Annotated in this window: 17 protein-coding genes, 1 tRNA gene and 1 pseudogene; 11 read left to right on the forward strand and 8 right to left on the reverse strand. The window is 71.2% G+C overall.

The window, feature by feature from the left end; genetic code table 11:
* The first annotated feature begins 22 nt into the window (after positions 1–22).
* From topA to OG963_RS25210, 5 genes are all read left to right on the forward strand, one after another.
* Positions 23–2878, forward strand: coding sequence for a type I DNA topoisomerase (gene topA, locus OG963_RS25190; protein ID WP_093931269.1), 2856 nt, complete (start codon positions 23–25; stop codon positions 2876–2878).
* Positions 2879–3066: 188 nt separating this feature from the next.
* Complete coding sequence (gene tmk, locus OG963_RS25195; protein WP_176902346.1) at positions 3067–6207, forward strand: dTMP kinase; 3141 nt, start codon at positions 3067–3069, stop codon at positions 6205–6207.
* Positions 6208–6348: 141 nt separating this feature from the next.
* Positions 6349–7554, forward strand: coding sequence for a DNA polymerase III subunit delta' (locus OG963_RS25200; protein ID WP_030925188.1), 1206 nt, complete (start codon positions 6349–6351; stop codon positions 7552–7554).
* A gap of 109 nt (positions 7555–7663) precedes the next feature.
* The gene (locus OG963_RS25205; protein WP_093777918.1) at positions 7664–9193 is read left to right on the forward strand and encodes an alpha/beta hydrolase; all 1530 of its coding nucleotides are present in this window, start codon (positions 7664–7666) and stop codon (positions 9191–9193) included.
* Positions 9194–9320: 127 nt separating this feature from the next.
* Positions 9321–9394 (forward strand) — tRNA-Thr (locus tag OG963_RS25210).
* Between the two features lie 47 nt (positions 9395–9441).
* Here OG963_RS25210 and OG963_RS25215 read toward each other — a convergent pair.
* A pseudogene (locus OG963_RS25215) lies at positions 9442–9840 on the reverse strand (tyrosine-type recombinase/integrase); the annotation flags it as partial.
* 225 nt (positions 9841–10065) lie between these two features.
* Positions 10066–10500 carry an Rrf2 family transcriptional regulator gene (locus OG963_RS25220; RefSeq protein WP_093777916.1) on the reverse strand — a complete coding sequence of 145 codons (435 nt, stop codon included), beginning with the start codon at positions 10498–10500 and terminating at the stop codon, positions 10066–10068.
* A gap of 128 nt (positions 10501–10628) precedes the next feature.
* Between OG963_RS25220 and OG963_RS25225 the strand changes: the two genes are divergently transcribed.
* Together OG963_RS25225 and OG963_RS25230 are read left to right on the forward strand one after the other, a co-directional pair.
* Positions 10629–11384 carry an SDR family NAD(P)-dependent oxidoreductase gene (locus tag OG963_RS25225; protein ID WP_093777914.1) on the forward strand — a complete coding sequence of 252 codons (756 nt, stop codon included), beginning with the start codon at positions 10629–10631 and terminating at the stop codon, positions 11382–11384.
* A gap of 451 nt (positions 11385–11835) precedes the next feature.
* Complete coding sequence (locus tag OG963_RS25230; RefSeq protein WP_218133110.1) at positions 11836–12921, forward strand: sulfite oxidase; 1086 nt, start codon at positions 11836–11838, stop codon at positions 12919–12921.
* A 499-nt stretch (positions 12922–13420) separates the two neighbouring features.
* Here OG963_RS25230 and OG963_RS25235 read toward each other — a convergent pair whose 3' ends face one another.
* Positions 13421–14101 (reverse strand): phosphotransferase, encoded by a 681-nt coding sequence (locus OG963_RS25235; RefSeq protein WP_093931265.1) that lies wholly within the window; start codon positions 14099–14101, stop codon positions 13421–13423.
* Positions 14102–14476: 375 nt separating this feature from the next.
* Between OG963_RS25235 and OG963_RS25240 the strand changes: the two genes are divergently transcribed.
* Positions 14477–14779 carry a hypothetical protein gene (locus tag OG963_RS25240; RefSeq protein ID WP_093777910.1) on the forward strand — a complete coding sequence of 101 codons (303 nt, stop codon included), beginning with the start codon at positions 14477–14479 and terminating at the stop codon, positions 14777–14779.
* A gap of 41 nt (positions 14780–14820) precedes the next feature.
* Here the strand turns inward: OG963_RS25240 and OG963_RS25245 are convergent, their stop codons facing one another.
* From OG963_RS25245 to OG963_RS25255, 3 genes are all read right to left on the reverse strand, one after another.
* The gene (locus OG963_RS25245) at positions 14821–16515 is read right to left on the reverse strand and encodes a bifunctional 3'-5' exonuclease/DNA polymerase (RefSeq protein WP_093777908.1); all 1695 of its coding nucleotides are present in this window, start codon (positions 16513–16515) and stop codon (positions 14821–14823) included.
* Positions 16516–16670: 155 nt separating this feature from the next.
* Positions 16671–18818, reverse strand: a complete 2148-nt coding sequence (locus OG963_RS25250; protein ID WP_176902345.1) for an FtsX-like permease family protein — start codon at positions 18816–18818, stop codon at positions 16671–16673.
* Complete coding sequence (locus OG963_RS25255; protein WP_093778070.1) at positions 18812–19618, reverse strand: ABC transporter ATP-binding protein; 807 nt, start codon at positions 19616–19618, stop codon at positions 18812–18814. The genes OG963_RS25250 and OG963_RS25255 overlap by 7 nt, the downstream gene beginning before the upstream one ends.
* A 106-nt stretch (positions 19619–19724) precedes the next feature.
* Here OG963_RS25255 and OG963_RS25260 point away from each other — a divergent pair, with 106 nt between their 5' ends.
* Both OG963_RS25260 and OG963_RS25265 read left to right on the forward strand, forming a co-directional pair.
* The gene (locus OG963_RS25260) at positions 19725–20891 is read left to right on the forward strand and encodes a DUF2786 domain-containing protein (RefSeq protein ID WP_371799479.1); all 1167 of its coding nucleotides are present in this window, start codon (positions 19725–19727) and stop codon (positions 20889–20891) included.
* 140 nt (positions 20892–21031) lie between these two features.
* Positions 21032–23164, forward strand: a complete 2133-nt coding sequence (locus OG963_RS25265; RefSeq protein WP_319739996.1) for an FUSC family protein — start codon at positions 21032–21034, stop codon at positions 23162–23164.
* Between the two features lie 69 nt (positions 23165–23233).
* Here OG963_RS25265 and OG963_RS25270 read toward each other — a convergent pair whose 3' ends face one another.
* Positions 23234–23716 (reverse strand): hypothetical protein, encoded by a 483-nt coding sequence (locus OG963_RS25270; protein ID WP_093931262.1) that lies wholly within the window; start codon positions 23714–23716, stop codon positions 23234–23236.
* A 283-nt stretch (positions 23717–23999) separates the two neighbouring features.
* On the opposite strand from OG963_RS25270, the gene OG963_RS25275 reads away from it, so the two are divergent.
* Complete coding sequence (locus tag OG963_RS25275; protein WP_030925212.1) at positions 24000–24242, forward strand: DUF397 domain-containing protein; 243 nt, start codon at positions 24000–24002, stop codon at positions 24240–24242.
* A 58-nt stretch (positions 24243–24300) separates the two neighbouring features.
* On the opposite strand, the gene OG963_RS25280 is transcribed toward OG963_RS25275, so the two are convergent.
* On the reverse strand, positions 24301–24825 hold the full coding sequence (locus OG963_RS25280) for an ATP-binding protein (RefSeq protein WP_256224051.1): 525 nt from the start codon (positions 24823–24825) through the stop codon (positions 24301–24303).
* Between the last annotated feature and the right edge of the window lie 47 nt (positions 24826–24872).

Below are 24872 nucleotides of genomic sequence, written 5' to 3' on the forward strand. Positions count from 1 at the left end.
TCGACCGGAGAGAAGAGCGAAGTTGTCCCCGACCAGCGAGACCGCACAGGGCGGCCGCCGACTCGTCATCGTCGAGTCGCCTGCCAAGGCGAAGACGATCAAGGGCTACCTCGGCCCCGGATACGTCGTCGAGGCGAGCGTCGGGCACATCCGTGACCTGCCGAACGGTGCCGCAGAGGTGCCGGACGAGTACACCGGCGAGGTCCGTCGGCTCGGCGTCGACGTCGAGCATGACTTCCAGCCCGTCTACGTCGTCAACGCGGACAAGAAGGCGCAGGTCAGGAAGCTCAAGCAGCTGCTGGCCGAGTCCGACGAACTCTTCCTCGCCACCGATGAGGACCGCGAGGGCGAAGCCATCGCGTGGCACCTGCAGGAAGTGCTCAAGCCGAAGGTCCCGGTCCACCGGATGGTCTTCCACGAGATCACCAAGGACGCGATCCGGGAGGCGGTGGCCAACCCGCGCGAGCTCAATCAGCGCATGGTCGACGCCCAGGAGACCCGCCGTATCCTCGACCGCCTCTACGGCTACGAGGTCTCGCCGGTCCTGTGGAAGAAGGTCATGCCGCGACTGTCGGCCGGTCGCGTCCAGTCCGTCGCCACGCGCCTCGTCGTCGAGCGGGAGCGCGAGCGCATCGCCTTCCGCTCCGCCGAGTACTGGGACCTGACCGGCACGTTCGCCACCGGCCGAACCGGTGACGCCTCCGACCCGTCGACGCTGACCGCCCGCCTGAGCGCGGTCGACGGTCGCCGCATCGCCCAGGGTCGCGACTTCGGTCCGGACGGGCAGCTCAAGTCCGGCTCCGGCCAGGTGCTGCACCTGGACGAGACGAACGCACGGGCCCTGGCCGCCGCGCTCGCCGACTCCGCGTTCGCCGTACGGTCCGTCGAGTCGAAGCCGTACCGTCGCTCCCCGTACGCCCCGTTCCGTACGACGACCCTCCAGCAGGAGGCGAGCCGCAAGCTGGGCTTCGGAGCCAAGGCCACCATGCAGGTCGCGCAGAAGCTGTACGAGAACGGCTTCATCACCTACATGCGTACCGACTCCACGACCCTCTCCGACACCGCGATCTCCGCGGCAAGGGCGCAGGTCACGCAGTTGTACGGCGCCGACTACCTGCCGGAGAAGCCGCGTACGTACGCCGGGAAGGTCAAGAACGCGCAGGAGGCGCACGAGGCGATTCGTCCCTCCGGCGACCGCTTCCGCACACCCGCCGAGACCGGCCTGACCGGCGACCAGTTCCGGCTCTACGAGCTGATCTGGAAGCGGACCGTCGCCTCCCAGATGAAGGACGCGGTCGGCAACTCGGTCACCGTGAAGATCGGTGGCCGGGCGAGCGACGGCCGGGACGCCGAGTTCTCCGCGTCCGGCAAGACGATCACCTTCCACGGCTTCATGAAGGCGTACGTCGAAGGCGCCGACGACCCGAACGCCGAGCTCGACGACCGTGAGCGGCGGCTGCCGCAGGTCGCCGAGGGCGACGCGCTGTCCGCCGAGGAGATCTCGGCCGACGGACACGCGACCAAGCCGCCGGCCCGCTACACCGAGGCCTCGCTGGTCAAGGAGCTGGAAGAGCGCGAGATCGGCCGTCCGTCGACGTACGCCTCGATCATCGGCACCATCCTCGACCGCGGCTATGTCTTCAAGAAGGGCACGGCGCTCGTCCCGTCGTTCCTCTCCTTCGCCGTGGTCAACCTGCTGGAGAAGCACTTCGGCCGGCTCGTCGACTACGACTTCACCGCCCGGATGGAGGACGACCTCGACCGCATCGCGCGGGGCGAGGCCCAGTCCGTGCCGTGGCTGAGGCGCTTCTACTTCGGCGAGGGCGACGACGTCGTCAGCGGCGCGGCCTCCGCCGCGGGCAACGGCGACGGCGACCACCTCGGCGGTCTGAAGGAGCTCGTCACCGACCTCGGCGCGATCGACGCCAGGGAGATCTCCTCCTTCCCCGTCGGCAACGACATCACGCTCCGCGTCGGGCGGTACGGCCCGTACATCGAGCGCGGTGAGAAGGATGCCGAGGGCCATCAGCGCGCGGATGTGCCGGAGGACCTGGCACCCGACGAGCTGTCCGTCGACCACGCGGAGGAGCTGCTGGCCAAGCCGAGCGGCGACTACGAGCTCGGCGCGGACCCGGTCAGCGGGAACCAGATCATCGCGAAGGACGGCCGGTACGGCCCGTACGTCACCGAGGTGCTGCCCGAGGGCACGCCGAAGACCGGCAAGAACGCGGTGAAGCCGCGGACCGCGTCGCTCTTCAAGTCGATGTCGCTGGACACGGTGACGCTGGCCGACGCGCTCAGGCTGATGTCGCTGCCGCGGGTCGTCGGCGAGGACGCGGAGGGCGTCGAGATCACCGCGCAGAACGGCCGCTACGGTCCGTACCTGAAGAAGGGCACGGATTCGCGTTCGCTCACCTCCGAGGATCAGCTCTTCGACATCACGCTCGAAGAGGCCCTCGCGATCTACGCCCAGCCGAAGCAGCGCGGACGGGCCGCCGCCAAGCCGCCGCTGAAGGAGCTGGGCACCGACCCGGTGAGCGGTGCTCCGGTCGTCGTGAAGGACGGGCGCTTCGGTGCGTACGTCACCGACGGCGAGACGAATGCGACGCTGCGCACCGACGACAGCGTCGAGGAGATCACGCCGGAGCGCGGCTACGAGCTCCTCGCGGAGAAGCGCGCCAAGGGACCCGCCAAGAAGAAGACGGCGAAGAAGGCCCCGGCGAAGAAGACGGCCGCGAAGAAGGCGACGGCGAAGAAGACGACGGCGACGGCGGCCAAGAAGACCGCGGCGAAGAAGACGACGACCGCAAAGAAGGCGACGACGGCGAAGAAGGCCGTGGCCAAGAAGGCGACTGCGACGTCCCCCGCCGAGGACTGACGACACTCGGCTGACGGCCGAGCACGCGTGAGCGCCGGGGCCCGGCACCTCTTAAGGTGCCGGGCCCTGCGTTTTTCGGTGGGGGAGAGCCCGCCGCAGGCACTCGAACACCGCCCCGCCCCGTGCCCGGCGCCCATATGTTCGGATGGGGCCACCGGCGACCGCACCGCTCCGGATAGGCTGGGCGGATGACGCGAGCCGAGCAGCCAACGGTCGTGAGCCCCACCTCCGACACACTTGCCGCAGACTCACGCGAGCGCGCCGTACGAGCCCTGTTGCGTGTTCCCCCGCTGAAGCGGTTGTGGAGCGCGCAGCTCGTCGGCGGAATCGGCGATGCACTCGCCCTTCTCGTGCTGGTGCTGCTGTCGCTGCAAGCGGCGGTCCTCGAGGGCTCATTCGGATCCGGATACCGCGGGGCGGCCTTTGCCGTCGCCGCTGTCTTCGGTGCCCGAATCCTTGCCACGCTCCTCTTCGGAGCCGTACTCCTGGGGCCGCTGACGACGCTCACCGCGCCCGGCGGGCCGCTGGACCGGCGGTGGCTGATGATCGGAGCGGACGGGCTGCGGCTCGCACTGCTCGTCGTCGCCCCGCTGTGGATCGACTGGGTGCCCGACAAGGCGCTCATGATGATCCTCATCACCGTCTTCGTCACCGGCATCGGCGAACGGCTGTGGACCATCGCCAAGGAGAGCGCGGCGCCCGCGCTGCTTCCCGCCCCGCCCGCGGAGGGCGCCGCGGTACGCCCGCTGCCGGACCATCTCGACGCCCTGCGCCGGCTCTCCCTGCGTACGGACTTCGCCGCCGTCCCCGCCGCGGCCGCCGTCCTGCTGATCGCCACGCTCATCGGAAATCTGCTGGGTTCGGGACTGGAGTGGTTCTCCTTCCACCAGGCGGCCCTCGGCTCGTACGTCGCGGCCGGGCTGTTCTCCGCCTCGATCTCCACCCTGTACTTCCTCGAACTGCCCGGTTCGCCGACGCCTCGCCCGCGCTCGCCCCTGGAGGGCCTGCGCAGGCCCTCCACCGTCGACGGGCCGGACAGGGGCCGTACCGGCTCCGTTCCGCTGATCGTCGGTGCCTGCGCCGCGGTCGCCGGAGCGATCGCCGCCGCGGCCGCGGTCGCCGTACTCCACGCGGCCGACCTCGGTGGCGGTCCCGTCACCTTCGCCCTGCTGATCCTCGCCCTGACCGGCGCCACCGGGACCGGCATCCGAACCGCCGAGAAGGTGCTGCCCGCCCTGTCGCGGCGCCGGCTGCTCGCCCTCGCCACAGCCGTCACCGGGGTCGCGCTCCTCGCGATGGGCCTGGTGCCGGACACGGCGACCGTGGTGTTCCTCGCGGTACTCGCCGGATACGCGGCGGGTGTCGCCGCGTACACCGGGCACACGCTCGTGGACCAGGAGACCGAAGAGGTCCGCCGCGCCAGGACCACCGAGCACCTCCAGGCCGTCGTCCGGGTCCTGATCGCGCTCGGCGCGGTCGGGGGCCCGCTGCTGGCCGCCGCCATCGGCAGGCACCGGCTGACCGCAGGTGACTTCGTCTTCGCGCACGGCGGCGCCGCCTTCGCCCTCATGCTCATCGGCGCCCTGCTGCTGCCGCTCGCCGCGATCGTCCTCGCCAGGACGGACGACCGGTCCGGAGTGCCTCTGCGCCGCGATCTGCGCGAGGCCCTGCGCGGCGGCGAACCGGCCGTGGCGCCCGCGGCGACGGGCTTCTTCCTGGCCCTGGAGGGCGGCGACGGAGCGGGCAAGTCCACCCAGGTCGAGGCGCTCGCCGAGTGGATCCGCGCCAAGGGCCACGAGGTCGTCGTCACCCGCGAGCCCGGGGCGACCCCGGTCGGCAAGCGGCTGCGTTCCATCCTGCTCGACGTGTCGTCGGCCGGTCTTTCCAACCGGGCCGAGGCCCTGCTGTACGCCGCCGACCGTGCCGAGCACGTCGACTCGCTGGTCCGTCCGGCGCTGGAGCGCGGCGCGATCGTCATCTCCGACCGTTACATCGACTCGTCCGTCGCCTACCAGGGCGCCGGCCGCGACCTGTCCCCGACCGAGATCGCCCGGATTTCGCGGTGGGCGACGAGCGGCCTCGTCCCGCATCTGACGGTGCTGCTCGATGTCGACCCGGAGACCGCGCGGGAACGGTTCACCGAGGCGCCGGACCGGCTGGAGTCCGAGCCGCCCGAGTTCCACGCCCGGGTACGGTCCGGCTTCCTGACCCTGGCCGCCGCCGACCCGACCCGCTATCTGGTGGTGGACGCAGGCCAGGATCCGGAATCGATCACCACCGTCGTACGCCACCGGCTCGACCAGCTCCTGCCGCTCTCCGAGGCCGAGATCAAGGCCCAGGCGGAGGCGCGCAAGGCGGCCGAGGACGAGGCCCGGCGCAGGGCCGAGGAAGAGGCCGCCCGCAAGGCGGAGGAGGAGCGACTGGAGCGCGAGCGCCAGGAGCAGCTCGCCAAGCTCCGCGCCGAGGAGGAGGAGCGTCAGCGCCGCGAGCTGGAGGAGGCGCGGCAGCGCGAGGCCGAACGGCAGGCGGAGGAAGCTCGCCGGCGGGCCGAGGAGGCCCGCAGGATCGCCGAGGAGGAGCGGGTCAGGCGGGAGGCCGAGGAGCAGGCCCGCGAGGCCGAGCAGTCCCGGCTGCGCAGGCAGGCCGAGGAGGAGGCCAGGCTCCGCAAGGAGGCCGAGGCGCGGCGGCTGGAGAAGCAGCGCAAGGCCGAGGAGGCTCTGCTGCGGGCCGAGGCGGCCCGGCGGCAGGCGGAGGCCGAGGCGGCTTCGGCTGCGGCGGCGGGGGCCGCCCGAGCGGGGTCCGCGTCCGTGCCGGACAACGAGCTGACGGTGCCGACGCCGGTCGTCGGCCCGAACGAGGTGACCCAGGCGGTGCCGTCGCCGGTTACCACGCCGACGCCCGAGGCCGAGACGACGATGCTCCCGAAGATCTCCGACGCGACAGACCGTTCCGAGCGGTCGGAGCGTCCTTCGGCCCGGGACGCTGCGGGCGCCGCGGACGAGACGACCGTGCTTCCGCCGGTCAGGGACGTGCGGGAGGCTCCTGAGGAGCACCCGGCGGACCGGGTTCCGCGCGGCATCTTCCGTGACGAGCACGCAGCGGAGAGGGAGAACGAGCGCACCCGGGAGCTGCCGCAGTTCAGCGATCAGCACGGCGCCCCGCACGCTGCCGAGGAGCGGCAGCCGCGCGGTCGGCGTCCTCGTCCGGACTGGGCCGAGGAGACCCCGCTGGACGATCTGCCGACGCTGGCGGACGAGCTGCTCGGCGATCACGACAGTGACGACGAGGACCCCGGCACCTCCGGACGCGGCCGCCGCCCGCGCCGCTGAGCGGAGCCGGCCGACGGGCCCCGGCCGGATCCCCGGCCGGCGGCCCGGGTCCCGGGACGGACCGGATCGTCGGGATTGTCAGACCCTTCCCCCACAATGGGAAGCCGGAGCCGTACACGACCACCGGAAGGGCGGTGACCGATGTCCGTATGGGACGACCTGGTCGGCCAGGACCGAGTGCAGGAGCAGCTCGGCGCCGCCGCTCAGGACGCCGATGCGCTGGTCACCGCCGTCTCTTCGGGGGAGCGGGTGCCGCCGGGGTCGAGGATGACCCACGCCTGGCTGTTCACCGGACCGCCGGGCTCCGGGCGGTCCACCGCCGCCCGCGCATTCGCCGCCGCCCTCCAGTGCACCAGCCCGGACCGCGCCCTGGGCGGCGCACCGGGGTGCGGCTTCTGCGACGGCTGTCACACGAGCCTGGTCGGTACGCATGCCGACGTCGAGGTGGTTCGCACGGACCTGCTCTCCATCGGTGTGAAGGAGACCCGTGAGCTGGTCCGCCGTGCCCAGCTCTCCCCGGCCGTGGGCCGCTGGCAGGTGATCATCCTGGAGGACGCCGACCGGCTCACGGAGGGCGCGGGGAACGTGCTGCTGAAGGCGGTCGAGGAGCCTGCGCCCCGCACGGTGTGGCTGCTCTGCGCCCCCTCCCTCGAGGACGTGCTGCCCACCATCCGGTCCCGCTGCCGTCACCTCACGCTGCGCACCCCGCCGGTCGACGCCGTCGCCGATGTGCTGATCCGGCGGGACGGCATCGATCCCGAGCGGGCCGCGTCCGCCGCGCGCGCCACGCAGGGGCACATCGGCCGGGCCCGCCGCCTCGCCACCGACGAGAAGGCCCGCGCGCGCCGCGCGGCCGTGCTCAAGCTCCCGCTCAGGGTCGACGACATCGGCGGCTGTCTGAAAGCGGCCCAGGAGCTCATCGACACCGCTGCCGAGGATGCGAAACAGGTCGCCGAAGAGGTCGACGTCAAGGAGACGGAGGACATGAAGGCCGCGCTCGGCGCGGTCGCCGGAGGCCGGATGCCCCGTGGCACGGCGGGGGTGATGAAGGAGCTGGAGGACAAGCAGAAGCGCCGCAAGACCCGCACCCAGCGCGACAGCCTGGATCTGGCGCTCACCGACCTGACCGGTTTCTACCGCGACGTACTGGCGCTCCAGCTGGGTTCGCAGATCGCCCTCTCCAATGTCGATGTCCAGGACGCACTCGACCGCATCGCCCGCTCCTCCACACCCGAGCGCACCCTGCGCCGGATAGAGGCAGTGATCGCCTGCCGCCGGGCGCTGGACCGCAATGTGGCGCCGCTGCTCGCGGTGGAGGCGATGACGATGGCCCTACGCGCGGGCTGACACCGACATCTGACACGAAGCTCCGGCAGGGATCGCCGACACGGATCGCTGATTCATCCGATTGGGTAACGAATCGGGCGAGTCGTCGCACGGCGGCTACGCTCCGAGGATGGATACCAGGCGCCTGCTCCGTACCTTCGGCACCCTGATCGGCACTGCCGGCCTACTCATCTCCGGCTGCAGCAGCGGCAGTTCGACGACGAGTGCGTCGAGTCCCGCGCCTGCCGCGCCCACGGCGCTTCTGCCGTACTACACACAGCATCTGACGTGGCGGGACTGCGGCGTCTCCGGCTTCCAGTGCGCCACCATGAAGGCGCCGCTCGACTACGCGAAACCGGGCGCCGGCGACATCAAACTGGCCGTCTCCCGCAAGAAGGCCACCGGCCCGGGCAAGCGGATCGGCTCCCTCCTGGTGAACCCGGGCGGCCCCGGCGGCTCGGCCGTCGGCTACCTCCAGAGCTACGCGGCCGCGGGATACCCCGCTCCGGTCCGCGCCCGCTACGACATGGTCGCCGTCGACCCGCGCGGTGTCGCCCGCAGTGAGCCCGTCGAATGCCTCACCGGACCGCAGATGGACGCGTACACCCAGGTCGATCAGACCCCCGACGACGCAGCCGAGGTCACGCAGCTGAGCGACTCCTTCCGGAAGTTCGCGGACGGTTGCGAGCAGCGCTCCGGCAAGATCCTCCCGCACGTCTCCACCGTCGAGGCGGCCCGCGACATGGACATCCTGCGGTCCCTGCTCGGTGACGAGAAGCTGACCTACGTCGGGGCGTCGTACGGCACCTTCCTGGGGGCCACGTACGCCGAGCTCTTCCCTGCCCGGACCGGCCGCCTCGTCCTCGACGGTGCGATGGACCCGTCGCTCTCGTCGATCGAGATGAACCGGGACCAGACCGCGGGCTTCGAGACCGCATTCCAGTCCTTCGCCGCCGACTGCGTGAAGAAGTCGGACTGCCCGCTCGGCACCACATCCACCGCCGATGCCGCCACCCGCCTCGAGCAGCTTTTCGCCGACCTCGACGCCAAGCCCATCCCCACCGGCGAGACCCGCAAGCTCGGCGAGTCACTCGCCACCATGGGCGTCGTCGCCGCCATGTACGACGAATCGTCCTGGCCCCAGCTCCGTCAAGCCATCGCGGGTGCCCAGGCGGGCGACGGTTCCGGCCTGCTCGCCCTCGCGGACAGCTACTACGAGCGTCAGCCGAACGGCACGTACGCGAACCTGATGTCCGCCAACGCGGCCGTGAACTGCCTCGACTCGCCCCCGACCTTCACCGGCCCGAACGCCGTCATGCAGGCCCTCCCCAGTTTCGAGAAGGCGTCCCCGGTTTTCGGCAAGGCTCTCGCCTGGGCCTCCCTGAACTGCGCCGACTGGCCCGTCGGCGCCGTCGGCACCCCGCACCGCATCAGGGCGAAGGGCGCTTCCCCGATCGTCGTGGTCGGCACCACCCGTGACCCGGCCACCCCGTACAAGTGGGCCCAGTCCCTGGCCGGGCAGCTCTCCTCCGGAAGGCTCCTCACCTACGAGGGTGACGGCCATACGGCGTACGGCCGCGGCAGCGCCTGCATCGACACGGCGATCAACACGTACCTCCTGAACGGCACCCCGCCCGCCGCCGACAAGAGGTGCTCCTGACTCCCCGATCCGCCGAACCTCCCCCCTGACCAGCGGAAACGGATCCGGGGGAGGGCGGTACGGAGCACTCTCCGAAACTGTGTAGACTTGGCGACGCCGCTGATCGCACCATGGTGCGAGGGGGCGCGCCGCCTTAGCTCAGTTGGCCAGAGCAACGCACTCGTAATGCGTAGGTCTCGGGTTCGAATCCCGAAGGCGGCTCTGTAGAAGCCTCAGGACTCACTCGCCGTGACCTGGGGCTTTTGCTTTTACTGGATACGGCGGCGGCGCCGTGCACGGGCCGCGCGGCGGTCCCCAGTCTCACTTCCAGTCTCAGTCGCGGGCCTGGACGCCTGTTCCGGGGCGGTCAGGAAGGCGTCCCCCATGCGGCGCATGGTGTCCTTGGAGAGATGCGAGCGGCCCTTGACGTAGCGGCGCGTCTGGCTGATCCGGGTGTGCCGAAGGATCTCCATGATCGTGGGCATGTCCACCCCCAGCTCGTTCAGGATCGTGCCCGCCGTGTGGCGGCTCCCGTCGTAGAGACGACGGTCCGCGATGCCCGCCGCCAGTAGCTCCTTGAATTCCTCCCAGTCGTCGCGGGGGTCGATGGGGCGTCCGTCGGCCCGGGTGAAGACAGCCTGGTGTTCCTGCCAGAGTTCGCCGCTGCTGGACGTGTTCAAGACGGCAGACTCATCTGGAACTGATGGCCGGCATACGAACAGGGCCCATGGCGTCGACCGACGCCATGGGCCCAACTGTTTTTTTGCTGTGCTGCTGCGGCTTGGCTGCGTCGATCCGGTCCTGGTCGCCGTCAATGACTGCACTGCTTTGGATCTCCCACCGCGATTTGAACCTTCCCCGCACCGTTCGAGATCCACTTCTCGATACACGGCCTAGCGAGGAACCGCGAGGACGTCCCGGAGTACGTCTTCGAGGGTGACGCGCGCCAACTCGCTCCTCAGGGTTTCCTCGATGCCCGCGTAGATGCCCTGCATCGCGGGCTGGATGCCGTGGCCCACCACGCAGCCTTCGTCCGGTGCGGCCCGGTGCATGGCGAACAGTGGGCCGTCCTCCACCGCTTCGTACACGTCGAGCAGGGTCATCGACTCCAGCCCGCGTGTCAGCGACCAGCCCGCGCCGACGCCCCTGCGGGACTCGACGAGTCCCGCCCTGCGCAGTTCGCCGAGCAGTCTCCTGATCACCACGGGATTGGTGTTCGCGCTGGATCCGATCTGCTCGGACGTCGCGACCTCGTGGCCCTGGCGCTGGTAGAGGCCGATCCAGGCCAGAGCGTGGGCAGCGATCGTCAACCTGCTGTTGGCGCCCATCGGGCCGCTCCTCTCCGCCGTAACGATCCATGTTACGACAGCTCAGTCGTAACAGGAAATGTTGCAATAGACTGTCGTAACAACTACTGTTTCGACTGAATCAAGGGTCAATCAGCGAGGTGGGAAACATGAACAAGCCGCTCACGGGCAAGGTCGCCCTGGTCACCGGGGGGTCCCGCGGACTCGGGGCCGCGACCGTGCGCCTACTGGCCGAGCAGGGCGCAGACGTCGCGTTCACCTACGTCAGCTCCGAGCAGCGGGCGCGCGCGGTCGTCGACGAGGTACAGGCCAAGGGGGCCAAGGCCCTCGCCGTGAAGTCCGACCAGGCCGACATGGGCGGGGCGCCGGCCCTGATCGACGAAGTGGTCGCGCACTTCGGCGGCCTGGACATCCTCGTCAACAACGCGGCGGTCTCTCCCGAACAGGGCCGCACCGTGGACGACCCGGACGTCGACACCGCCGCGCTGGACCGGATGCACGCCACCAACTACCTGGGCGTCATCGCCGTCATCCGGGCCGCCTCCCGGGTACTGCGCGAGGGGGGCCGCATCGTCACGGTGAGCTCGGGACTCGGGACCCGTGTCGGTCTCCCCGGCCTCGCCGACTACTCGGCCACCAAGTCGGGGATCGAGAGGTACACCATGGGCGTCGCCCGTGACCTCGGTCGCCGCGGCATCACCGCCAACGTCGTGGAGGCCGGGCTGATGGAGAGCGGCATGGAGCCGCCGGACCCCGAGACCCTCAAGGCGCTGGTCGGCTCGCTGTCGCTGCAGCGCATGGGACACCCCGACGAGATCGCGGCGGCGATCGGCTTCCTGGCCGGCCCCTCCGCGTCGTACGTCACCGGCGCGGTGCTGGACGCCCACGGCGGCTACAACGCCTGATCGCAGCAGCGCGCCGCGTACCCCGAAGGTCTCCTGGCGTGGGAGGGGGGCACGCGGTGTGCTCCGCGCAGTGGCGACCGCAGGCGCCCCGTGTGACTTGCAGCAGGTTGGAAAAGGCTCAGTTCTAGTCTCGATCGCTGTTCAATCCGGTGCGGTGCGCGCTCGTCAGTGGACGTCCGGTACGGCGCCTGACCTGCGGCGCAAACCGACTACCGGACGCCCCTGGACCCCCGTGGAACAAGCCCGGACAGCTCGTAATGCGTAGGTCTCGGGTTCGAATCCCGAAGGCAGCTCTGTGGAAGCCTCAGGACTCACTGCCGTGACCTGGGGCTTTTGCTTTTGTCGGACGCGACGTCGTTGGTGGTCTCAGCTGTGGTCTCAGACACAGGCTCGGAGCGGTCTCCGGCGGACACAAAGTGCCGCATGGGAGGACTTCGAGCATAGTGACGATATGGGCATATGGGGCAAGCGGGACGACATGGTCGTGCACCAGACCGAGCCCTACAACGCTGAACCACCTCCTGGCGCGCTCGTGGACCCGGTCACCCCTCTGGACACCTTCTACGGCCGCAACCATGCCCCGATCCCCCGCGTGGACGGAGCGAGTTGGCGGCTGCGGGTGGACGGCATGGTCGACCGCCCGCTGGAATTGTCGCTGGACGAACTGCGGCGCCGCTTCCCCGAACGGAAGGTGCTCGCCACTTTGCAGTGCGCAGGCAACCGCCGCGCCGATCTCGTGGAGTTCCGCGACATACCCGGCCAGGTCCCCTGGGGTCCCGGCGCCATCTCCACGGCATGGTGGACCGGTGTGAGCCTGGCGGATGTACTGACCGAGGCAGGGCTGCAGGCAGAAGCGGCCCACATCGCCTTCACCGGCGCCGACCTGTCGCAGGACGCCGACCCGCCACAGCCCTTCGGCGCCTCCATACAGGCGGCGAAGGCCACCTCCAGCGAGGTGCTCCTGGCCTGGGCGATGAACGATCAGACTCTTCCCGTCGCGCACGGCGCCCCGCTGCGCGCCGTCGTCCCGGGCTACATCGGCGCCCGAAGCGTCAAATGGCTCCAGCGCATCACCGCGCAGACCGAACCGTCCGACAACTACTTCCAGTGGGAATACAGCCTCCTGCCGCCCGAGGCCGACCCCCACGAGGCAGGACCGGGCGACGGCATCACGCTCGGGCCGGTCGCCATTCACAGCGCCATCCTGCAGCCCGGCAAGGGTGCCCGGCTGCCGTCCGGGCCCACCGAGGTCACCGGCGTGGCCTTCGCCGGCGACGACCGCACGGTCACACGCGTGGACGTGTCCGCCGACGGCGGCACCACGTGGGTCCACGCCGATCTGAACGCACCGGACAACCCATGGACATGGCAGCACTGGCGCGCCTCGCTCACCCTCCCGGCAGGGGAGACGGAACTCCTCGCCCGCGCCTGGGACTCCGCCGCAGCCGTCCAGCCCGAGTCCCCGGCGACGGTCTGGAACCCCAAGGGCTACGCCAACAACGCCTGGGCCCGCCTCCACGTCACCTGCGACCGCTGAAAGCCGGGCGGCCAGGCCGCAGATCCCGAAGCCCGCCTCCGACCCTGGTTCGTGCGTCCAATCCGGACGATGTCGCCAGTGGCCGCCGCAAGGGGACGGCAGAAGCTGATTTTTACGCGCTTCTTCTCTTGACTACGGACAAATAAGGAGGAAGCTAGCTAATACACCAGCCAACCGGTGAGAGCCGCACCGCCGATGAAGACGTTCATCGACCGAGTGACACCCATCTCGGCGACTGGCTAGGCTCCCGGGAGAGCAACGTATCGGCATCGGAGTCGTCAGCGACGACCGACGCTTACGGACCGATATGGGGCACCGGGAGCCACCGTCTGTCCGGCTCCGGCCCCGCAGTGACACCGGAACCGGAGCAACCCCAGAACTCGAGCAACCCCAGGATTCACTCGTCGTGATCCGGGGCTTTTTCTTTTCCTGGGGCGGCCGCCGGAATCACGATGATCTCCGCGCCCGCGGTAGGGACCCCGGCTCGGGCGCCGAGGGCTCACCCGGTCAGTTCGCCGATCAGGTCCGCGGCTTCGTCGATGAGGGCCACTTCGTCCGGGCTCAGGTTCGAGTCCGCTGCGCGGCGGCGCTTGGCCTGCGCGAGGTGGGAGGCGGGGACGCCTCCCTGGTCGGCGAGGTGCGGGAGCAGGGCCTTGAGCAGAGCGCCGGCGCCCGCTGCCGACGGCGATGAGGGATCCACCGCCACCTGGGCCAGGATCAACGACGACATGGCCCGGTCCAGGGCCGGTGGGCCTTCGGCGGTGGTCCGCCAGTCGATCACCACCGGGCCGTCGGGTGTCAGCATCACATTGTCCGGGTGCAGATCCAGGTGGAGGATTCGGTCCTCCGGGTCCTGGGAGACCCTGGCCGGGATCGTGTGCAGGTCGGTGAGGAGGCCGGCGAGCATGGCGCCGCCCTCGTCCTCGGCGAGTGCGCCGGAGAGCAGCGAGTCCAGCATCGTCGGGCCGGTCAGACGCTGCAGCACCAGGTCGGAGGGGGTGGCTTCGGCCGGGCTCGGGCCGACGCGGGGGACGGGGTAGCCGCACGCCGAGAGGTAGGACATGACGGCGAGTTCCGGTGTGGCATCGCTGCTGTCGCGGTACCGGCGCAGGACCCAGGCCTCGTCGATCGCGTACACGTCGGCAGAACGTCCCGTGCCCAGCAGTTGGCCTATTCGCATGAGGGGAACCTACTGGTGCGTTCCTCGGCCGGGGAGATCTCCCGCGCATATGGGAGGGGCCGACAAGGCGAAGTGGGGGGTCGCGCCAGCCGTTGTCGCTGCGGTGTCGGCAATTCCCGGCGGCGCCCTTGGTCGCCACCGTGGTCATCGGCGCGCTCGCGCCTTCGGGCCGACGCCCGGCTCGTGTTCGCCGACCCCGGCCTTCGCTCGTCCTCCATCGCTCAGGGCACCGGCACGAAAGCGTTTCCGGTCCGGGCTGTTTCCGCGGAGTAGCCTGGGAATGTCGAGAACGTTCCGTACGCCGGTTCGTCGGGCTGCGTCGTTCCCGGCGATTCTTGTTCTTTCGGCCTGCGCGTGCGAAGGGGGCCGTCTTTTATGGACACCTTGATCATGGCGGCGGTCGTCGTGGCGATGATCGCGCTGACCGCGTTCTTGATTCATCTGCTCAACGCGCGGCACCGGCATCAGCATCTGCGAGCGGTGCATTACGACCACGGTCTGGCCGGGTTCGGCGGCTTCGGGGGGCCGGGCGCGAGTACCGGGCGTGTCGTACCGCCGGTGGAGACGGTGCAGCCCGCGCCATCCTTGCGGAAGCCCGCGCCGTCCCTCCGGAAGGGCGAACCCCGGGCGGCCGCTCGGCCAGGTGGTTCCGGTGATGGTTCCGGTCCCGGGAAGTGATGGATGGTGACGGGGAGTGGAGTGGCCTCTCCTGAGCGGTCCTACTTGGCGTCGGAGTAGCGCTCCACGATCGCCGTCGTGAAAGGAAAACGCACCGGCGTCTCGCCGAAGGCGGTCCGCCCGGCCCGTTCCCCTGCGGCCCGGATCGCCTCCACCACCGCATCCGCCTCCTCCTGGGGGCAGTGCACCATCACCTCGTCGTGCTGGAAGAAGACCAGCTCGGCCCGGAGACCGGCGGCCGTCAGGGATTGGCGAAGCGCCGCGAGGAACAGCAGTGCCCAGTCCGCGGCACTGCCCTGCACCACGAAGTTGCGGGTGAAGCGGCCCCTCGCGCGGGCGTTCGACGAGGCATAGCCCGGGGTGAAGTCGTCGCCGCCGGGCGGCTGCTCGTCGCTCTCCTGCGGGATGCCCGCCTCGTCGTCGTCCCCGCTCCCGGCAGCCGGTGGGCTGGTCCTGCCGAGCCATGTCCGTACGAGACGGCCTTCCTCGCCCTCTTTCGCCGCGTCGTCGACATACGCCACGGCCAGCGGGAACCGTCGCCGCAGCGCCGCCAGATTCTTCAGACCGTCGCCCGACGTCTGGCCGTAGATCGCGCCCAGCAGCGCGATCTTGGCATGGTCGCGGTCACCCTGGAACGCGCGGTCCGACAGCGCCGTGTAGAGGTCGCCGTCGTGGCCCGCCACCTCCATCAGGCCGCGGTCACGGGAGATCGCGGCCAGGACCCTCGGCTCCATCTGATCGGCGTCCGCGACGACCAGCCGCCAGCCGTCGTCGGCGACGACCGCCTGCCGGATCACCTTGGGGATCTGCAGCGCCCCGCCGCCGTTGGTAGTCCATCGGCCGCTGACCGTGCCGCCCGGCTGGTACTCGGGGCGGAACCGGCCGTCCCGCACCCAGTCCTGGAGCCAGCTCCAGCCGTGCGCCGTCCAGATCCGGTACAGCTTCTTGTACCGGATCAGTGGCTCCACCGCCGGATGATCCAGCTCCTCCAGCTCCCAGCGGCGGGTCGACTTCACCTTGATGCCGGCCTGCGCGAACGCCTTCACCACGTCGGCGGGGAGGTCCGGGCGGACACGACGGCCGAACGCTGCGGACACCTCGTCGGCCAGCTCGGCCAGTCTGCGGGGTTCGCCGCCGCCGGCGTAGCGCTCGCCCAGCAGGTCGTGCAGCACTTCCCGGTGCACGTCGGCCCGCCAGGGCAGGCCCGCCCGGTGCATCTCCGCGGCGACCAGCATCCCGGCCGACTCGGCGGCCGTCAGCAGGCGCATCCTGCCGGGGTGCGCGGTGGCGTCGTGGCGGCGCAGCTGTTCCGCGTAGACCTGGAGGAGTGCCTCGAACGGGATGTCCGTACCGGACGGCGGCTCGAAGAGGGAGGACTGCGAGCCGGGTTCGGCGGAGCGGGACGGGGGATCCGGTGGCACGGGGGCGTTACGGAGGCGGGCGTGGGCGGCTGCGGCCGAGCGGGGCTCGCCCAGCCGGCCCTCGTGAGCGAGGAGGAGTGACTCGGCGACCTCGATGTCGTAGCAGCGGCTGACCCGTACGCCCGCCGCCAGCAGGCGTGGGTAGATCTCGGCGGTCGACCGCCACACCCAGCGGGTGACGTCCGGGCGGGAACGGACGGCCTCCACCAGGTCGGGCTCGGTGAGGAAAGGGGCCGCGGGCAGGCCGGTGGGGGCCAGCGGGGCGAGGTGGGCTCCGCCGGTCTCTGTGGCGGTCAGAGCCCAGCGCGCGGTCATGCGTTTGAGTCTGGCAGGTGGGACTGACAGCGGGGTGGGGCCGCGCGGTGGCCCCCCACGGCCCCACCCCGCCTCTTCCCGAAACCAGGGCCCCGCCCCGGGCCCGACCTCCAGTCCTGGATCACCTGACGGGCTGAGGGGCGGGGAGAGACGATTCACCCGTGCCGAACGGCCTTCGGCGCCATGGCCGCCGCCACCGCGACCACGGCACACGCCCCGGCCGTAGCCCCCACAACCGGCCACTGGACCGTCACCGTGACCGGCGCGGACAGGGTGGCCAGCGCGGCGCCCAGTCCGGCCAGATTCACCGCGGTCACGGCCATGCCGAGCACCGCGCCGAGCCCCACGGCGAACAGCGTCTCCCCGGCGACGACCCCGAGCACCTGCGGCCGGGCGGCCCCGGCCAGTCGCAGTGCGTTCAGCTCCCCGGACCGTACCGACCCGGCCATCAGCAGGGTGTTGGCGAGCGCGAGTGCCGTGTACACGAGGGCGATGCCCAGCACCACGATCAGGCCGAGCCGTGTCTGCGGGCTCGTGCGCGGATGGGTCGCGGCCAGCCACTGATCCGTCGACCGCACCGTTCCCCCGGTGTCGCGCAGGGCGGCCGTGACCGCCGCCCTGTCCGCGCCGGGGGCGAGTCGTACGTCGATCCGGTCCACCGGAGCCGTCGGCGCGTTCGCCGCCGTGACGTACGCCCCGTTGTCGCCCGTCCCGAGGGCCAGTACCGCCGCGATCCGCAGTGACACCGGCCGCCCGTCGCCGAGCCACACCCTTACCGTCGCGCCGACCGTGTGCTGCTCCCACTCCTCGTTCACGACGATCGAGCGGTCGTCGAGATCGCGCAGGTCGCCCGCCACCACCGGCAGTCGCTCGACGGCCGCCAGGGTCTTCGCGTCGTCCACCGCCCGCGCCTGCGATCTGATGAGGGCGGTGTCCTCCTCCCGTACGAAGACCGCGGTCGACGCCGACGCGGACAACGTCGCCCCGGGAACCGGCCGCGCCACCGAGCCCCTCAGGTCCTCGCCTGTCACGACCAGATCGGCCCGGGTGTGTTCGCGCGCCTCGGCGGCCTTCGACTGTGACACCGTCATCGCGGATCCCAGCACCGAACCGGCCAGTGCCACCGTGACCAGGACCGGGGCGGCCACCGCGGCGGTGCGGCGCAGGGACGCGGCCGTATTCGCCCGTACGAGCATCCCTGTTGCCCCGGGAAGACGGAGCAGCCGGGTCAACGGGCGTACGAGCAGCGGCGCGAGCAGGGCCGCGGCCGTGATCAGCACCATCGGCTGGGTGGTGTACGTCTTCCGCTTCAGCAGTCCGGACGCATCCGTGACCAGCGACTTCGTCATCAGGAACGCGGCGCCTGCGAGCAGTGCGAAGCCCAGCAGCCGGCGTACGGGCGGCAGGACGCCCGTATCGACGTCGGCTTCGCGCAACGCCTCGGCCGGGCCGGTCCTGCCCGCCCGCCGCGACGCCGCCCATACGCCCGCCAGCGCCACGGCCGGGCCGGTCCAGAAGGCCGCGTGCAGCGGCCAGGCCACGGGGCGGATGGTGAACCAGGAGGGTGCCGCCCCGCCGTCGACCAGCAGTTGCGCGAGGTGCGGTGCGCCCCAGCGGCCCAGCGCGCATCCGGCCGCCGAGGCGAGCGTGCCGACCACGGCCGCCTCCGTCAGCAGCAGCCGCCGCAGCTGGCCGGGGGTGGCGCCCGCCGTGCGCAGCAGACCGAATTCGCGGCGGCGCAGTGCCACCGCGAACGCGAACGTCGATGCGACGACGAACACCGAGACGAATGCGGTGATACCGGCCGCCGTGCCGAGCAGCGCGTTCACGGTCAGCAGTGCCTCGGCGTCCTGCTCCGTCGCCGGGTCGGCGCGGCGGCGGTCGTCGCCGGTGAGGACCTGGGCGCGGTCGCCGACGACGCGGCGTACGTCGGCGACGGGGGCGTCGACACCGACGGCGTCGGGGCCGCCGCTGCCGGTCGCCCGTCGTCCGGCCAGGGTCACCGGGCCGAGCTTCCGAAGGTCGCTCAGGAGTTCGCTGTCCACAGGGTGTGGATGAGCCAGTCGCTGCGAGACCTGCGCGGTGGACGCCCCGCGTCGCACCGGTACGGTCAGCGTGTCGTCGCCCATCACCACCACCCGGGAGGCGGCGAACCGTTGTGGCTCCGGGACGGGGGCGTCGAACGTCGAGGCCAGTCCCAGCCCCATCGTCGCGATCAGCCCGACGCCGAGCGCGAGGGCGACGAAGGTGCCGATGAGGGTGGTCCAACGGGTCCGCAGGGCGGCCAGAGCGACGGTCAGCACGACGCGGCCTCCGTGTGAGCGGGAAGGACGGGGGCCGTCCGGCCTGAGGCCTTCCGCGGGGTGTCCGTTCGTCCTGCGGCCGTCCAGGTCGCGATCCGTTCCGCGGTGAGGCCGGTCAGGTCGTCCGCCACCTGCCCGTCGACCAGGAAGACCACCCGGTCCGCATACGCCGCCGCCACCGGATCGTGCGTGACCATCACGATCGTCTGCCGCTCCCGGTCCACCAGTTCGCGCAGCATCACCAGCACCTGTCGACTCGTCGCGGTGTCCAGCGCGCCGGTGGGTTCGTCGCCGAAGAGCACCGCGGGCCGGGTGATCAGCGCCCGCGCCAGTGCCACCCGTTGCTGCTGGCCGCCGGAGAGTTCGGTGGGCCGGTGGTCCGCCCGGTCGGCGAGACCGACCCGGGCGAGCGAGGTGTGTACGTCGGTGCGGGAGGGGCGGCGGCCGGCCAGCCGCAGCGGCAGCGCGACGTTCTGGGCGGCCGTCAGCGAGGGGACCAGGTTGAACGACTGGAAGACGAAGCCGATCCGGTCCCGGCGCAGCAGGGTCAGCCGTCGCTCACTCAGCCCGGTCAGCTCCGTACCGCCCACCTCGACGGTGCCGGACGTCGGCCGGTCGAGTCCGGCCGCGCAGTGCAGGAGCGTCGATTTGCCGGAGCCGGACGGTCCCATGACGGCGGTGAAGGTGCCGGGGCGGACGGTGAGGTCGACGCCACGGAGGGCGTCGACGTCTCCGTGGACGCGACGTACGGAGCGGAGCCGCACGGCGTCGGCGGCATCGGTCGCGGGGGCGGAAGTCATGGTTTCGATCGAACCGTGGCAGGACCCGCCGGACACGACCACCAGAGCCCGTCTCCGGGGTAGGGCCAGGCATACCCCGGAGCCCGGCCCTGCCTACCCTGACCTCATGGAACCGGTGATCGACCAGGCATTCGCGGCAGCCCTCTACTCGGACGGCGACGCCGGTCTCGACACCGGTGCCTCCCTCCTCGCCGCCGACCCGACGGCGGATGCGGAACTGTTCCGGCGCGGCGAGGAGTTCGTCCGGCGCGCCTGGCAGCGCGGCTGGCAGCCCGCCGACGTCGTGCGGATCGTCCGCCGCGAACTCGATGAGACGCGGGCCGGGCTCGCCGCCAACCTGATCACCACGGAGACCGGGCGGTACGAGCAGCTGCCGTCCCGCTGGCGGTCCCAGCTCGCCGAGCTTCCCGCGCCGCCGCCCCGGAACCGGCCCGACCGGTTCTCGTACGCCTCCGCCCTGCTCGGTCTCTACCGGCTGTTGCTCCGGCTCCCCGCGATCGAACCGGTCGGTCCGCCGCCCGGCGCACCCGGCCACCGGCTCCGTCTGCAGCCGGCGCACGACGAACCCCGCATGCTGACCCGGATCCGCGCCCTGCTCGCGAAGGCGGAGGCGACCGGTTTCCCGGAGGAGGCGGAGGCCCTGACCACCAAGGCGCAGGAGCTGATGGCCCGGCACTCCATCGACGAGGCCCTTCTCGCCGCCCGTACGCACAGCAAGGAGGCGCCGGGCGCCTGCCGGATCGGGGTCGATGCCCCGTACGAGACGGCGAAGGCGATCCTGCTCGACGCCGTCGCCTCGGCCAACCGCTGCCGCGCGGTGTGGAACAGCGATCTCGGCTTCTCGACGGTCGTCGGCTTCGAACCGGACCTGGAGGCCGTGGAACTGCTCTACACCTCCCTGCTGGTCCAGGGCACGGCGGCGATGGCGAAGGCCGAGGCGGGACAGCGGGCCGGCGGACGCAAGCGGACCAAGACGTTCCGCCAGTCCTTCCTGATGGCGTACGTCCAGCGGCTGGGCGCTCGGCTCGCGGCCGACACCGCCCGGGTCACCGCGGCCTCGGTCTCGGAGGAGGGGGCGGCCGCCGGCGATCTGCTCCCGGTCCTTGCGGCGCGGGACGTGGCGGTCACGGACGCCGCGGACCGGATGTTCCCGGAGACGACGAGCACCCGGGTGCGCGGAGTGTCGGACGGCGAGGGCTGGGCGCACGGTACGGCTGCGGCCGACCGGGCCCGGATGGGTGAGCGGAGGCCGGGCATCGACGGTTCCCGGTAGCGGGCGCGCACGAACACGACACGTCGTAGCCGGGTGCCCCGTCCGTGACCGGAGAGCGGTGCGCCCGCCCCTGGGTGACGTCCGGAAGGGGCCGATGACCGAAAAGTCCCGAGGATGGGCATTCCAGCTAGGCTCGGGACATGAGCTGGCTCCGGGCGCTGAAGGAGACCGCCCGCTCGGGGCTGAAGATCGAGCGGCGGCGCCTCGAACCGCTCATCGCGGTCCGCGGTGCGGCCGGGCTCGCCCTGGTCATCGGGGTCTGCCTCGGCTTCTTCGGGCCGGTGGTCGCCGCCAGTTCCGCGTTCGGCGCGTTCCAGGCGGCCATCGCCACGTTCCAGCGCAGCTGGCGCCCCAGGCCGGTCCTCGCCCTGGTCTCCGGCGCGAGTCTCGCCGTATCGACGTTCCTGGGCTATCTCACCGGATCCCATGTCCTGCTGTTCATGGCCCTGCTCGTGCTCTGGACGCTCGTGGCCGGGCTGGCCTGGGCGGCGGGGCCGACGGCCGGCATCATCGCGTCGTCCAACGTCGCGATCATGCTGGTCACGATCACCCTCCCCACCTCCGTCGCCGAGGCCGCCCTGCACGGCACGGTGATCGCGTTCGGCGGCGTGGTCCAGGCGACGCTGATCGTCCTCTTTCCCGTACGCAGATGGGGCGCCCAGCGAGACGCCCTCGCCGACGCGCTGGCGGCCGAGGCCGACTACGCCCGCAGACTGCGCCACGAACCGGTGGCCGAGTTCGACCCGGTCCCGTTGATGACGGCCCGCAGCGCCGCCGCCGTGACCCCGCGCCAGGCCCGTCACCGCCCGGCCGAACTGCACGGCTCCCGCGGCGTGGCCGAGCGGATCAGGCCGGTGCTCGCCTCACTTGCCGACCCGGGGATGGGCGTCCCGGACGAAGGTCCCGAACGGGACCGGGTCCGCGAACTCCTGGCCGCCGCCGGATCCGTACTGGACGCGGCGGCCCGCGCGATCCGCCACGGCGACCCGGTGCGGATCGCCGCGCCCGCCGTCGCGATCCTGAAGACCCCTGACACGAGGGAGCTTCTGAGCGGCCCGGCCCGCCGCGCCGCCGACCGTCTCGGCGTGCTGCTCGCCGATGTCATCGAGACGGCCGAGGGTGAGGGGACGAAGGAGGAGCAGGCCGAGGCCACCGAGACCGCCGACGTGATCGCCCCGCACCGCCGCCGCCCCACCCTGCTGCGGCTGGTACCCGTCGTCCTGAGGTCGATGCGTGCCGAGATCCGCCCCGGTTCGCCGATCCTCCGGCACGCCGTCCGGGTCGCCGTCGTCGTCGCCGTCGGCTATCTCCTAGGTGTCGCGCTGCCGTTCGGGCACGGCTACTGGGCGCCGATGGCCGCCGTCATGGTGATGCGTCCCGAGTTCGCCCAGACGTACGAGCGTTCCGTGGCCCGGTTCGGCGGCACCGTCGTCGGGGTCTTCCTCGCCACCGTCATCGTCCAGGCCGCCCACCCCGGCGTGGGTCTGTCCGCCGTCCTCGCCGTCGTCTGCGCCCTGTTGATGTACCTGCTGATGCGCACCGGCTACGCGGTCGCCCAGGCCTGCATCTCCGCGTACGTCGTCTTCCTGCTCGGCATGGCCGGCGACGACTGGTCGCAGACCGTTCTCGAACGCGTCGTCCTCACCCTCGTCGGCGGGCTGCTCGCGATGGTCTCGTACGCCGTCTACCCGGCCTGGGAGACCCCGCGGCTCCGCAACCGGCTGGGCGACTGGCTGGCCTCCGACGGGCGGTACGCCGCCTCCGTCGTCGACCAGTACGCCGACCCGGCGGAACGGGGTCGCGACGACGTCAGGGCCGCGCTCCTCGCCACGCGCACGGCCCGCATCGCCTGGCAGGAAGCGGTCGCGACCGCCCAGCACGAACCGGTGCGCAACCGCGGCCTGTCCCGGGCCGCCGCCGACGACACCCAGCACGTGCTCGCCCAGTTCGGCCGAGCCGCCATGTTGATGGAGGCTCACCTCCCGGAGGGCGGCGCCACCCCCCTGCCCGCCGCCGCGCAGTTCGCCGACGCGCTGCGCCGCGCCACCGAGCAGGGCGCGAAAGACGTGCGGGAGCGCCGCGTACCGTGCTGGGGCGCGGTCCGTGAGGCGCTCGCGCAGTGGGACGAGGATGACCGCCTACGCGGGCAGGCGGCCGATCCGGTCGTGCGGAACGGAGCCGGTCTGCTGCTGGAGACCCTGGAGGAGTTCTCCCGGGGCCTGGACGGCTCCACGTCCGGCCCGGCCGGAGCCGACGGTGCCGGACGGGACTGAACGACGGACCGTCCGGCACCGCCCTGTACGCAGTCCTGCTTCAGGGCTCCCTGTCCGGGCGACGGGCACTCAGGGGGTGGGCAGGCCCGGCAGCCCCGTCGGCAGCGCACCCGGATCGGTCTTGGCCAGGGTGTCCTTGCCGCCCGCGTCCCACGACACGGTGATCGTCTTGCCGTTGTTGGACTCGATGGATCCCATGGTGCGGTCGGTGTTGCCGTCGGTGCACTTCAGAGCCAGCATCACCTTGCCCATGTCCTTCACCTCGCCCGAACAGACATGGGCGTCCGCGACGAGCGCCGCCTTCCCGGATGCGACGGACAGGGCGACGGCCTTGCCGTCGGTCAGCCCCGCCCAGGTGCCCTCCAGCGCCGAGGCGTCGGCCGCGGCACCGCTGTCCCCGGAGTCGCTGCCGCCGCCGGTCGCCGACGCCTGCCCATCGGTGGCGCCCTTGCCCGAATCGCTCTTCCCGCTGTCACTTCCGCAACCGGTCAGGGTGACCGCGGCGACCAGACCCGCGACGACGACGGCGCCTGTGCGTACAAGATTCTGCATGTGAATTTCCCCCTTGTTGACGAAAGACCGCGCAAAACTACCAGGGAGCGCGGAGCGGCTCGCGGGGCAGCCGATGGGGGCGACTTCCAGGCAACTGCGCCGAGTGGGAGCCAAATAGACGGTCCGTTCGTCTATCTCCTGTGAGGGCGGGCAGACGGGGAAGGTAAAGCTGTAATCAAAGGACCACCCCACGTGCACGTGCATCTGCTCATGCATTGGCATATGAACACAGCTATGATCCGAGACAGTTGACACTTGCACCTTGCAACTCGGGGAGCGTCCTGTGCACCACGTGTACAACGGCATGGCGGCCACAGAGCTTCGCGGAGTCGTCTGGCAGAAGAGCAGGCACAGCAACTCCCAAGGATCTTGCGTGGAGTTCGCAAAACTGCCCGACGGGGATGTGGCGATGCGGAATTCACGCCATCCCGACGGGCCCGCCCTGGTCTATACGCCGGCCGAGATAGAGGCGTTGCTGCTCGGCGTGAAGGACGGGGAGTTCGACCACCTGATAGCGGGACACTGACAGGCGCGCACGCGCGGCCGGTCCTACGCCCTGCGTACGAGCCCGGGGCTCGTACGCGTCACGCGTCGTCGGACAGCCGGAACAGCGCCCAGACCACCTTGCCGGTCAGCGCCGGCGCACCCGCCGACAGGTTCTCCGCGCCCGGCGCGGGTGACAGATGCCAGCCCCAGCTGTCGCTGAACGACTCCACCAGGAACAGTCCCCGGCCCGACTCCGCGGAGTCGGCGGCCTCGGCGGCGACAGGGCTCTTCTGGCTGGGGTCGCGCACCGCGCACACCAGTCGCGAGGTCCAACGCATCAAGTGCAGCCGTACGGGAGAGTCCTGGGGATCTCTCGGGGCGTCCGTCGGCAGCGCGTGCCGCAGGGCGTTGGTGACGAGTTCGGAGACGACGAGCGCGACATCGTCGAAGCGGTCGCTCAGCTCCCACCGGTTCAGCGTCGCCCTGGTGAACTGCCTGGCCCCGCCCACGGCTTCGTACCGGGCCGGAAGGGTGCAGGTGGCCGATCCGGAGACGGCTGAGGGATCGATGGGGGGAAGCCCCTGCCGTAACGGCTCGAGCATCGTCGATCCATTCGTCCCCATGCGAGGCACTCCCGGGATTCGCGGCTGTAGCGGTACTGCGGTGGTAC

It is taken from the genome of Streptomyces sp. NBC_01707, assembly GCF_041438805.1.
GTDB lineage: Bacteria > Actinomycetota > Actinomycetes > Streptomycetales > Streptomycetaceae > Streptomyces.